General features: G+C 43.0%; 10 protein-coding genes. 8 read left to right on the top strand and 2 right to left on the bottom strand.

Annotation, left to right across the window (positions count from 1 at the left end; all coding sequences use genetic code 11):
• Positions 1-219: 219 nt before the first annotated feature.
• The 6 genes from AC1U9U_RS05985 to AC1U9U_RS06010 all read left to right on the top strand — a co-directional run bounded on the left by AC1U9U_RS05985 (position 220) and on the right by AC1U9U_RS06010 (position 8,164).
• Complete coding sequence (locus tag AC1U9U_RS05985; RefSeq protein WP_479959642.1) at positions 220-2,532, top strand: hydratase; 2,313 nt, start codon at positions 220-222, stop codon at positions 2,530-2,532.
• A 363-nt stretch (positions 2,533-2,895) separates the two neighbouring features.
• Entirely contained in the window at positions 2,896-4,437 is a 1,542-nt protein-coding gene (gene pckA, locus AC1U9U_RS05990) for a phosphoenolpyruvate carboxykinase (ATP) (RefSeq protein WP_479959643.1), read from the top strand.
• Positions 4,438-4,542: 105 nt separating this feature from the next.
• Complete coding sequence (locus AC1U9U_RS05995) at positions 4,543-5,451, top strand: ComEC/Rec2 family competence protein (RefSeq protein ID WP_479959650.1); 909 nt, start codon at positions 4,543-4,545, stop codon at positions 5,449-5,451.
• Between the two features lie 30 nt (positions 5,452-5,481).
• Positions 5,482-5,694: a DUF3006 domain-containing protein gene (locus AC1U9U_RS06000; protein WP_479959644.1), complete on the top strand. Its 213-nt coding sequence runs from the start codon at positions 5,482-5,484 to the stop codon at positions 5,692-5,694.
• 197 nt (positions 5,695-5,891) lie between these two features.
• The gene (locus tag AC1U9U_RS06005; protein WP_479959651.1) at positions 5,892-7,220 is read left to right on the top strand and encodes a peptidoglycan DD-metalloendopeptidase family protein; all 1,329 of its coding nucleotides are present in this window, start codon (positions 5,892-5,894) and stop codon (positions 7,218-7,220) included.
• A gap of 29 nt (positions 7,221-7,249) precedes the next feature.
• Positions 7,250-8,164, top strand: a complete 915-nt coding sequence (locus AC1U9U_RS06010; protein ID WP_479959645.1) for a uroporphyrinogen decarboxylase family protein — start codon at positions 7,250-7,252, stop codon at positions 8,162-8,164.
• A gap of 144 nt (positions 8,165-8,308) precedes the next feature.
• Here AC1U9U_RS06010 and AC1U9U_RS06015 read toward each other — a convergent pair whose 3' ends face one another.
• Entirely contained in the window at positions 8,309-8,767 is a 459-nt protein-coding gene (locus AC1U9U_RS06015) for a MarR family winged helix-turn-helix transcriptional regulator (RefSeq protein ID WP_479959646.1), read from the bottom strand.
• Positions 8,768-9,032: 265 nt separating this feature from the next.
• On the bottom strand, positions 9,033-9,335 hold the full coding sequence (locus AC1U9U_RS06020) for a zinc-ribbon domain containing protein (RefSeq protein WP_479959647.1): 303 nt from the start codon (positions 9,333-9,335) through the stop codon (positions 9,033-9,035).
• Between the two features lie 319 nt (positions 9,336-9,654).
• Here AC1U9U_RS06020 and AC1U9U_RS06025 point away from each other — a divergent pair, with 319 nt between their 5' ends.
• Together AC1U9U_RS06025 and AC1U9U_RS06030 are read left to right on the top strand one after the other, a co-directional pair.
• Positions 9,655-11,148 carry a DUF1538 domain-containing protein gene (locus AC1U9U_RS06025; RefSeq protein WP_479959648.1) on the top strand — a complete coding sequence of 498 codons (1,494 nt, stop codon included), beginning with the start codon at positions 9,655-9,657 and terminating at the stop codon, positions 11,146-11,148.
• On the top strand, positions 11,138-11,803 hold the full coding sequence (locus AC1U9U_RS06030; RefSeq protein WP_479959649.1) for a P-II family nitrogen regulator: 666 nt from the start codon (positions 11,138-11,140) through the stop codon (positions 11,801-11,803). Before AC1U9U_RS06025 ends, AC1U9U_RS06030 begins: the two co-directional genes overlap by 11 nt.
• The last annotated feature ends 52 nt before the right edge of the window (positions 11,804-11,855 follow it).

Here is an 11,855-nt window from a genome sequence, read left to right on the forward strand (position 1 = left end):
AGTTTAAGCTGCCTTTTTTACTTGCTTTCGGGCGCAAGCCGGGCTTTCTTTAAGTCATGCAGGCATGAGCAGCGTTACCCAGGGATGGAACGATTGTTATAGCTTAATGTGATTAAATATTGTATACTTGGCCATAAAAGGTTGCTTGATTAAAGAAATGTAGGTAAATTATAACCATGCCTCATTAGGAGGAAATACCTTAGAATACGGAGGATGCTCATGATACGTCTAATTAATAATGGAACATACCTTATTCAAGGGAAACGACCCTTAGAGGTAAAAGATACAAATGTATATTTGGGTCAGGAACTCCTTAATCCTGAAACCGCTCGTAAGAATACCATGGCTTATCAGATTCTCTCCCGGCATAATACTTCCGGAGATATGGATCAGTTGAAAATTCGTTTTGACGCCTTAACTTCCCACGATATTACTTACGTGGGGATTGTCCAAACTGCCCGGGCTAGTGGTTTGAAGGAGTTTCCTCTCCCTTATGTATTGACTAACTGTCATAACAGTCTCAATGCAGTAGGAGGAACAATTAATGAAGATGACCACGTGTTTGGTTTATCTGCGGCGAAAAAATACGGTGGCATTTTTGTACCTGCTCATCAGGCCGTAATTCACCAATATATGCGGGAAATGATGACCGGCTGTGGCAAGATGCTCCTCGGTTCCGACAGCCATACCCGTTATGGCGCTTTTGGCACCATGGGTGTAGGTGAAGGGGGACCGGAGCTGGTCAAACAACTTCTGAATAAGACTTATGATATTAAATATCCCGGCGTTGTCGCTATTTATTTGGAGGGCAAACCCCAGCCGGGGGTAGGTCCTCAAGACGTAGCCTTAGCAATTATCGGGGCGGTATTTAAAAATGGCTTTGTTAAAAATAAAGTGATGGAGTTCGTGGGTCCCGGCATTGAAAATTTATCCGTGGATTTCCGCAGCGGTATTGATGTTATGACCACGGAAACTACCTGCTTAAGTTCCATCTGGGTAACCGATGATAAAGTGAAGAAGTATTTTGCCGTCCATGGCCGTGAGGATGCTTATGCTAAATTAGAGCCGGGTGAAGTGGCTTATTATGACGGCATGGTTGTAGTTGATTTAAGCAAGATTGTGCCGATGATTGCCCTACCTTTCCACCCCAGCAATACCTTTACCATTGCCGAATTAAATCAGAATCCTCTGGATATCCTCAAGCAGGTTGAAGAAGAAGGAAGGAAACAGTTGGATAATCCCCGGATTAAGTTCAGCTTGACCGATCGGGTTGTTAACGGCCGACTCCAAGTGGACCAAGGAATTGTGGCCGGTTGTGCCGGTGGCAGCTTTGAAAACATCATGGATGTGGCTGCTATTGTTGATAGTCATTCCGTGGGTAATAATTATCTTTCCTTTAGTGTTTACCCCGCCAGTCAGCCCATTTATTATGAACTGATTAAGCAAGGTGCTATCGGTAAACTCATGGAGGCAGGGACTTTGATTAAGACAGCCTTCTGTGGACCTTGTTTTGGGGCCGGAGATGTTCCGGCCAATGGCCAATTGAGCATTCGCCATACCACTCGTAACTTCCCCAATCGGGAAGGCTCAAAGCCCGGAGATCTGCAGATCTCTTCCGTAGCTCTGATGGACGCTCGCTCCATCGCCGCTACTGTCATCAATGGCGGACAGTTAACGGCAGCAACCGAGCTTGACTTTACACCCACTGAAGCGGAGTATGAATTCAACTCTGACATTTATGCCAAGAGAGTATATCAGGGGTTCGGGAATCCCCAAGTTGATGAAGAGTTAAGGTTCGGTCCTAATATTGCAGACTGGCCGAAAATGATTGCCTTGCCGGAAAATGTCCTTCTGAAATTTGCCGCTGTAATTCACGATCCCGTCACCACAACGGATGAGCTGATTCCTTCCGGGGAGACCTCTTCCTATCGTTCTAACCCCTTAAGACTGGCTGAATTCACCTTATCCCGTAAAGAACCTCAATATGTAGAGCGGGCCAAAGCAGTTCAGGCATTAGAGAAGGAACGCCAAAGTCTGGTCGGGGGTGAAAAGGACTTTACCGGTCTGAGTGAAGAATTGCGCTCAGTGGCAGAACAGGTGCTCAAGGCCGCTCCTAATTACGCAGATCCGGAAAGTGTACTTGCCAATACCGGAATCGGCACGGTGGTATACGCTGTAAAACCCGGCGATGGTTCGGCACGGGAACAAGCCGCTTCCTGCCAGAAAGTTCTCGGAGGTTGGGCTAACATTGCTCAAGAGTATGCGACAAAGCGTTATCGGAGCAATCTGATTAACTGGGGAATGCTGCCCTTTACTTGGGAGAAGGACCAAAATACGGTTTTCCAAGTAGATGATTACCTCTTTGTCTCGGGAATACGCCAAAGCATATTAAATGAAAATGACGAAATAACTGCTCAGTTGATTACTGCCGATGGGGTGAAAGAGATTAAGCTCCAGCTTAATCCTTTGACCCAGGATGAAAGAGAAATCATCCTCAAAGGAAGTTTAATCAACTATTATGCAGCGAAGTAAAACTTACTTTAAAAACCGAACTTAAAAATTACTAGAACTCTAGTTTAAAGATTCAACGCTGAGACGCCAAAATAAGGGTCTCAGCGTTTTTATTACGTCGGGTCATTCCGAGCCCAAACGTCAGGTCATTGTTATGAAATCATAGCTATTTGTCATCCTGAGAGAGGAACCGACCGAAGGATCTAGATCCCTCACGACCTTCGGGATGACAGAAAGGGCAAAAACTGCTAATGAATAATTTAACAAACATATTGTCGAAAAAGTAGGTGCCAAATCCTGTGGTCTGCTTTATAATGGTGAATGTATGTTGTTTGTTTCGTGTATTTTGTATATTTTATTACGGGAAAAGGGGTAGCATGAATCATGAATCAAATCGTTCATAACAATTTAGCGGTATCGGAATTGATTGAAATAGCTCTTAAACGCGGTGAAGGCGTTTTGGCTTCCACCGAAGCATTTCGGGTAAGTACGGGGAAATATACCGGACGTTCCCCTTTAGATAAATTTATTGTAGATGAGCCTTCTGTTCATGAGCAAATTAACTGGGGTAGTGTGAATCGTCCAATTTCCCCGGAAAACTTTGAGAAGTTATATGATGAAGTAAAAGCCTATACCCAAACTAAAGAGGAACTGTTCATCTTCGATGGATTCGCCGGGGCTGACGAAGAATATCGTCTTCCCATCCGCGTGATTAATGAATTTGCTTGGCAAAACCTTTTTGTTCATCAACTTTTTATCCGCCCTACCCAAGAAGAGTTAGCGAACCACCAACCGCAGTTCACGATTATTGCCGTACCCGGTTTTAAAGCCAACCCGGAAATCCATGGGACTCACTCCGAGGCTTTTATCATCTGCTCCTTTGAAAAAAGAGTTGTATTAATCGGCGGCACTCACTATGCCGGCGAGATGAAGAAATCAATCTTCAGTGTTATGAACTATTATTTACCCTTAAGAGAAGTTATGCCTATGCACTGCTCGGCAAATGTTGGTAAAGAAGGGGATGCGGCCTTGTTCTTTGGCTTGTCCGGAACAGGCAAAACAACTCTTTCTGCTGACCCGGAGCGCCGTTTAATCGGAGATGATGAGCATGGTTGGTCCCCAAATGGCGTGTTTAATTTTGAAGGTGGCTGCTATGCAAAATGCATAAACCTTTCAGAAGAAAAGGAACCGCAAATTTGGGGTGCCATTAAATACGGAACAGTATTAGAGAATGTGGTTCTTGAGCCGGAAACTCTCGCTGCAGATTATAATGACTCATCCCTAACGGAAAATACCCGGGCAGCTTATCCCATTGATTATATTGACGGGGCTGTTATTCCTGGAGTGGGCGGACATCCTAATACAATCGTGTTCCTTACTGCTGATGCCTTTGGTGTGCTACCCCCTATCGCCAAATTAACTAAAGAACAAGCTATGTATCATTTTATGTCCGGATATACCTCCAAACTGGCCGGTACAGAGCGGGGAATTACCGAGCCGGTGGCTACTTTTTCGGCTTGCTTTGGCGCACCTTTCCTACCTTTGGCACCCCAGGTTTATGCCGAGATGCTGGGAAATCGAATCGATACCTATGGCACCCGAGTTTACCTGGTTAACACCGGGTGGTCCGGCGGACCTTATGGAGTAGGCAAACGAATTGATCTTCGTTACACTCGGGCTATGGTTTCCGCGGCTTTAAACGGGTCTCTGGAAAAGGCTGAATTCACAGCTGATCCAATCTTCGGCATCTTGGTCCCTGATCAAGTAGAGGGAGTACCCAGCGAGGTTTTGAACCCACGTCTAACCTGGCAAGATCAAGAAGCCTATGCTGCTAATGCTAAAGAGTTGGCTCAGCGTTTTATTCAAAACTTTGATCAGTTTAAAGGGGCGGCTAAAGAGATTAAAGAGGCCGGCCCTAAGGCTTAAAGCTATGATCCTGAGTGCAACATGCATTCAGGATTTTAGTTTGATTATAAATATCTTAGGAGTGATCTTGTGAAGATAAAAGAGTATGAGGAAAAGCGAGTGATTATGAAATTCTTAAGCCTTATGCTAACCCTGCTGCTCCTATTTTTAGCAGCAGGCTGTACAGTTTCCGATGCTCCTGCTCCAAATAATCATAGCGGCTCAGGGGAATCAAATTCTACAAATCCTCAGGCTGATCTAAACTTAACAGTGAACTTTATTGATGTGGGTCAAGCCGATGCTACCCTTATCAGAACTCCGAATGGGAAGAACATACTTATTGATGCAGGAAATAACGCTGGTGCTAAATTTCTTACGAGTTACTTAAAGGAGCAGGGGATAGAGAAAATCCATGTTCTGATCGGAACCCATCCCCATGAGGATCATATTGGCGGCATGGATACAGTCGTTGAGAATTTTCAGGTCGGGCAAGTATTTTTGCCCAAGGTGACCGCTAATACGAAGACTTTTGAAGATGTTTTATTGGCTATTCAGGCAAAAGGGCTAAAGATTAAGGAAGGAAAAGCAGGGGTGAAACTTGACTTGGGTCAGGTCGCAGAAGGCCCCCGGCTTTCTGCCGAGATCATTGCTCCACGCGCCGGTAAATATGAGGATACCAATAACTATAGTATTGTCTTACGCTTGGTTTATGGATCAAATAGTTTTCTTTTTACAGGAGATGCAGAAGACGTCTCCGAACAGGAATTGCTGGCTGCCAATATTGATTTGCAAGCTGATGTTCTGAAAGTAGGTCATCATGGGAGTAATTCATCCACTACGCCCGGCTTCCTTGCTAAAGTTAAGCCTAAGTACGCAGTAATTCCGGTGGGAGGAGACAATACGTATGGTCATCCCACCCCTGCAGTCCTTAAGCGGTTGGATAAGGCGGGGGTAAAAGTTTATCGGACCGATAGACAGGGAACAATAACTGCGATAGCGGATGGTTCGATGATTAACTTCAATACGGAGAAGTAGGTTTATGTGGGTTGAAAGGAGTGCTTTGGCATGAAAGGAATTATTGACCGTTTTGAGGGTGATTATGCTGTGGTTGAAAGGGAAGATCGTGTCATGATTGATATTCCCCGTCACGAACTTCCTCCTGAGGCCAAGGAAGGGGATTCTATTATTCAAGTCGATGGAGAATATAGACTTGACCGCAATGAACTTGCAAGACGCAGAGAAAATATTGAGCGACTTACTCGTGATTTATGGGAATAGATCAAAGCAGGAAGAATAAAAAGATTTGACGGAAAAATTTTTAAGATCTTCACAAAATGTACACATACATACTGTATAATATTTCTGAGTTGTTTGTTGAAGGAGGTAACTAATTGCAACAGCCTGTGAAGACTTTTACTAAGGTCCCCAAACCTTTCATTAAGTTATTGAATAAATTGCCTTGGAAATCACCGAAGATGATCGGGGGTGGATTAGCAGTTCTTTTGATCATCGGCGGCAGCGGATACTATCTGAACACCACTGCTCCGGCAGCCTATGTAATTGTCAACGGTAAAACTGTGGGAATCGTTGAAAGCGTCAAGAAAGGGGAAGAGATGCTCGAGGAAATCCTTCAGGAAGAAGGGGCTCCATTCGGCGAAGCAGCGAATACCTCTGATAATATTGAATATAGTAATGCCAGGATCGATAATGGCTATAAACCTTTAACTAAGGATGAACTGAAAGGAGAATTATCCTTCTACCTGGATGCCGTGCAACTTAAAATTGCCGATATGCCCCTTTTTACTTTTGCCGACCAAAAGGATGTGGATAAGCTCTTGAAAGCTTATCAGGAGATTTACGTTAAAGAAGATGAGAATAATAAAATTGCTTCCGTCTCTTTTGAGGAAAAAGTAGAAACAAAGGACGTACAGGCTTTGCCGGAGGAAATTTCATCAGTTGAAGAAGCCTTAGCCCAACTCAAGCAAGGAAATGTGCAGAAAGAAGAATACATAATACAAGAAAAAGATTCGTGGTGGCTGATTGCTCGTAAAAATGACCTTAAGACTGTAGAGGTCCTTGCAGCTAACCCTGGGGCAACCCTTGATACAATCATTAAGCCTGGAGAAAAAATCAATATTGAGAAAGTAACCCCCTATCTCACTGTAGTTTGGGAAGGAACCAAAACCGATACCGAAACAATTCCTTTCGATGTGGTAACAAAAGTTGACAGCAATTTAGCCAGTGGTAAATCAAAAGTTACCCAGGCCGGCGCTGATGGCGAAAAGGTTGTTACATACTCGTATGTACAAAAGAACGATCAAGTAGTTACCAAAAACATCGTCGATGAGAAAATTACTAAGCAGCCGGTTTCTCAAGTTGTTGCCAAAGGTCCCCAACGGATTCAGGTAGCCAGTGCCTCCCGGGGTAGCGGGGTGATACCCAGATTAGTTCGACCTTACGGCGGCGGTATTAGTTCCTACTACGGCTATCGGGGGGGAGAATTTCACACAGGTGTTGATTATGCCGGCTCAATCGGTGATTCCTATGTGGCTGCCGCAGCAGGTACTGTTGTCACAGCGGGTAATTTAGGGAATTACGGCAATTGCATAATAATTGATCATGGTAATGGAGTTCAGACTCGTTATGCCCATTCCTCCAAATTATTAGTGAAAGTGGGACAATCCGTTTCCCAGGGAGAGACGATCGGCTTAGTCGGTTCTACCGGACGTTCTAGTGGCCCCCATCTGCACTTTGAGGTTATTGTCAATGGCGATACGGTAAATCCCCGGGATTATGTGCGCTAATCATATTTTTACTACTTAGTGGAGGGAATATGACCAAGGTAGAAAGAGTTTTAGCGATGATTAATGGGGAGGCAGTTGACAAGCTCCCTAAAGGTGAGTTTCATATTGAAGACGGCTTAATCGGAAAGCTTCTCGAGCTTACTTCTCCCCAATCCCCCATAGCTATTGACTTTAAGGCCAGAATCAAAGCATATAATTTATTGGGGCTTGATGCTCTTGTTTTAATGTCCGATTCCAAAAACCTGAAGAATCCGTGGCAGGAGTTAAAAAAATGGCGAAGAGAAAGTGATTACTTCCTCTTCGCTTTGATCGATGGGCCTTTTCAGGCAGCAGCCCATGAGTATTCCGATTTTACGGATTTTTTAATGGAGACGGTGAAAAATACGGAAAAGATTGACAGACTTGTCCAACGGTTAGTTAAAAGGAGTCTGGAGCTGGGACAAGAGGCTATGGCCTCAGGTGCTCACGGTATTTTGATTGCGGATGATATTGCCTATAATCACGGCTTGTATATTTCTCCCCGCACAATGCGGGAAAAGTTTTTTCCCGGTCTTAAGGAACTGGTACAAAGCTTGCAGCGCGAGGCTCAAGAAGTGTTGGGTAGTAAAATTCCGATATTCTTCCATTCCGATGGAAACATCCAACTTATTCTGAAGGACTTAAAGGAAATGGGGTTTGATGGTGTTCATTCCCTGGAACCTGTGATGGATTTAGCCGAAGTTCGTGAAGCCACGGGAAAAGAGATGTGCCTAATGGGTGGCTACGATTTAAGTTGGTTTAGTTGCGAAGGAGTCGGCAAGGTAGATGAAATTCTCAAGAAAACTCTACGGGGAGGAAGGTACATTTTCGGCAGTAGTGCCGGTATCCTCAACACAGGCCTATCAGCATCCGCTGTTTTAGAAGTCTATCAATATGTGGACAAATTGACAACTCCCCATGGCTAAAGTCAGGGGCCTTACGGTCCGTTTCGGTAAACTTGCTTCGGGTGGAGCTTTAACTTCATCTTAAGACTGATTTATCCAAACAAAAAAGAGGGAAGGCATTAGGATATTATCCTTTTGTCACCCTCTTTTAAGATTTATCACGATTTACTTGCCGGTTTCTATAAGTGTAAGATTTTCGATAACCTTATCCAAGACTTTAAGACAAACTTCCATTTCTTTTGGATCAATACCTTGGATGGTTTCGAGGTTCGTTTTATTCCCCATAGACATAAGACCGTCGCGTAAGTTTCTCCCGTTCTCCGTAAGATAGATCAGATTAGTGCGTCGGTCATGAGGATGTCTTGTTCTCACTACTAGATTATTCTTCTCCATGGTATTAATAATCCGGGAGACACTGGGTTCATCCTTGTTCGAGGACAATGCCAAACTATTTTGAGTTTGGCCATCTTCGCGCCACAAATAGAGAAGAAGCCGCCACTGTTCTATAGTGACACCAAGATTCTGTTCCTTAAAATTTTGCGACAGGCGTTGTGATATTAGCCGGGCTGATTTATTAACTTTAAATCCGAATGATTTTGCTGTATATTCTTGAAACGTTGGCATATTGATACCTCGCAATACTCTTGTTCTATTTTTATCATAGTCACATTTTGTTGTTTGTGCAAGTGTTTAACAATAGGTTTCATAGAAAATTAACATTTTATTTTTAGATATGTACAATAAATTTATTTAATATAACTATGCCGGAATTTTTAGGAAATTTAAATATAATATATTTGATAGGGAAAATGTAGATAAGATAAGTAAGAAGAGCAGAAAAAAGAACTTTGAGATACTTCTCAAAGTTCTTTTAAAAATTCCTAAAAGATTACCAGTTGCTGCGTTTACGTGGAGTATAGCAGTCGCGGCAATATACGGGTTTGTCACCAGTAGGTTGGAAAGGAACGGTTGTTTCTTTTCCGCAGGATGAACATACAGCGGGGAACATTTCCCGTTGTGGACGGGAAGAGTATCCACCGTTACGGTTTTGAGCTTTTCTGGCCGCACGGCAAGATGGGCAACGGCCAGGCTCGTTTGTAAAGCCTTTTTCAGCGTAAAATTCTTGCTCTGAAGCAGAGAAAACGAATTCGGCACCACAGTCTTTACAGCTTAGTACTTTGTCTTCAAACATTCAAAAAAAACCTCCAAGATTTTAAATTCCACCCGTTTGTATGGGAAGTGTCCTTACTCCCCAAAGCCGGAGGCAATCGAGAAGGTTTTCATCCGCAAGAACAACGAGTTTATTTCATTATAGCTAATCTTTGAAGTAGAGTCAACAACTGCCAAGAATTGTTTTGCAATAATTAAAGTTATTAAACAGAATTTAATAAATTCTATCACCATAACCCCAACAATGGGTTAAACCGTGACAAAAGGAGATAAGCGATGCTATACTTAGTAAGTCGATATTAATTATTATAGAAGAAACATAGAAAGGAAGTGGGGTTTATTTGAGTGTACTTTTAGAAAAATTTAAAGAAGTTTTACTCGCTGTTGTACCCATAGTTATCCTTGTTCTGGGTCTTAATTTTACATTAACCCCGTTAGAGCCTCATTTATTATTTCGATTTCTGCTGGGAGCATTATTAATTATTCTCGGATTATCGATCTTTCTTTTTGGTGTTGATATTGGCATTAGTAAAGTAGGAAGCCTGATGGGAGCAACTTTGGCGAAAACCAATAAGTTATGGATCGTTATCGTGGCGGGTTTATTGCTTGGCTTTTTTATCTCCGTTGCTGAACCGGACTTGCATATCCTTGCGGCGCAAGTAGATATGGTTACCTCAGGCATTATATCCAAGCTAAGCATTGTCGCTATTGTTTCCATTGGGATAGCCGTATTGCTCACCTGTGGCTTGGTTCGCATAATCTACAATGTTCCGCTCTATAAATTGCTCACAGTTGTTTATTTGTTTATTTTGGGATTAAGCTTTTTTACTTCCCCGGAGTTCTTGGCCATATCCTTCGATGCTTCCGGGGCGACTACAGGGGCTTTGACAGTACCTTTCATGTTAGCTCTTGCTTTAGGGGTTTCGTCCTTAAAAAAAGACGGCAAAGCATCGGAGAAGGATAGCTTTGGCCTCGTAGGTATAACCTCAACCGGTGCTATCATAGCGGTAATGATTATGAGTGTTATATCCAAACAGGATAAACTTACAGGAAGTCTCCCGGAAGCTGCCGCTGGCTCCACCTCGGTAATAGCACCATTTATTCATAAACTACCGACTATAGCTCTGGAAATTTTATTAGCTTTAGCGCCCATCATTTTTATATTTTTTGTTTTTCAAAAATTATCGTTTAAACTATCGAAAAAGGCCTATCGTAAGGTTATAAAGGGTTTGGTTTATACGTTTATTGGCTTGGTTCTGTTTTTAACGGGAGTCAATGCCGGCTTTATGGAAGTTGGAAGCAAGATTGGCTACAATGTAGCCCTTTTAGATAATAAGCTCATCATCATTGCCATCGGATTTGTCTTGGGGTTGGTTGTAATTTTAGCCGAACCGGCAGTTTATGTATTGACACATCAGATAGAAGATGTTACAAGTGGATACGTGAAAAGATCGGTGGTATTGGTTGCCCTTTCTATTGGAGTTGCTTTTGCAGTAGCCTTATCCATGATTAGGATTTTAATTCCCGGACTTCAGTTGTGGCATTTTCTTTTGCCCGGTTACCTTATTTCAATTCTCCTCATGTACTTCGTGTCGAAATTATTTGTGGGAATGGCCTTTGACGCGGGGGGAGTTGCTTCGGGTCCAATGACAGCGACATTCGTTTTAGCTTTTGCCCAAGGTGCTGCTGAGGCCATCGAAGGAGCCAATGTCTTGGTCGATGGTTTTGGCATCATTGCCATGGTCGCGATGACACCGCTTATTGCTCTCCAAATATTAGGTTTTATTTTTAAAATAAAATCGGTGAAGGAAGGAATAAATCAAAATGAAGGATAGCCCTCAGGGAAAGGAATTCGAATTGATCTGTTTTGTAGTTAACTTCGGTATGGGGAGCAAAGTAATTAAGCTTGCTAAGCAAAACGGAATTTCCGGAGGGACAATCTGCTTAGGGCGAGGAACAGTCAATAACCCCATTTTAAAGTTTTTGGATTTAACGGATATCCGCAAAGAAATTGTACTGATGATCGGGGAAAAAAACACAACTAAGCAAGCTCTTGAAGTTCTAAGTGATAAGTTGGCGTTGCATAAGCCGAATCACGGAATTGCTTTTGCAAGCGCCGTAAGAGGTTTTGTGGGTCTTAATCGCTATTACCGAAGTGAACAGGAAAGTCGAGGTGCAGAAGCTCCTATGTATAATGCCATATATACAGTTGTCGATAGAGGTAAGGCGGAGGAAGTTATGGAAGCTGCCACAAAAGCCGGTTCAAGAGGAGGTACTATCATCAATGCCAGGGGCTCAGGTATTCATGAGACCCATACTCTTTTCGCCATGGCTATAGAGCCGGAAAAAGAGATCGTGCTGATTCTATCGGAGAGCAATACCACCGAGGCTATCGTTGCGGCAATTCGTCAGGAACTTCGTATTGACGAGCCTGGTAACGGGATTATTTTTGTTCTCGATGTCAATAAGACTTATGGCTTACGTCAATGAACATTCACGTAGAATTGACTAACCGGTACCATTTATAATCTAATAAGAAAAG

This window comes from Desulfitobacterium sp., from assembly GCF_982384815.1.

What these genes read in the sequence shown, in the direction of transcription:
- AC1U9U_RS05995 (WP_479959650.1), top strand. Translation starts at nt 4,543, where the DNA reads ATGAAATTCTTAAGCCTTATGCTAACCCTGCTGCTCCTATTTTTAGCA.
- AC1U9U_RS05985 (WP_479959642.1), top strand. Translation starts at nt 220, where the DNA reads ATGATACGTCTAATTAATAATGGAACATACCTTATTCAAGGGAAACGA.
- AC1U9U_RS06010 (WP_479959645.1), top strand. Translation starts at nt 7,250, where the DNA reads ATGACCAAGGTAGAAAGAGTTTTAGCGATGATTAATGGGGAGGCAGTT.
- AC1U9U_RS06030 (WP_479959649.1), top strand. Translation starts at nt 11,138, where the DNA reads ATGAAGGATAGCCCTCAGGGAAAGGAATTCGAATTGATCTGTTTTGTA.
- AC1U9U_RS06015 (WP_479959646.1), bottom strand. Translation starts at nt 8,767, where the DNA reads ATGCCAACGTTTCAAGAATATACAGCAAAATCATTCGGATTTAAAGTT.
- pckA (WP_479959643.1), top strand. Translation starts at nt 2,896, where the DNA reads ATGAATCAAATCGTTCATAACAATTTAGCGGTATCGGAATTGATTGAA.
- AC1U9U_RS06000 (WP_479959644.1), top strand. Translation starts at nt 5,482, where the DNA reads ATGAAAGGAATTATTGACCGTTTTGAGGGTGATTATGCTGTGGTTGAA.
- AC1U9U_RS06020 (WP_479959647.1), bottom strand. Translation starts at nt 9,335, where the DNA reads ATGTTTGAAGACAAAGTACTAAGCTGTAAAGACTGTGGTGCCGAATTC.
- AC1U9U_RS06005 (WP_479959651.1), top strand. Translation starts at nt 5,892, where the DNA reads ATGATCGGGGGTGGATTAGCAGTTCTTTTGATCATCGGCGGCAGCGGA.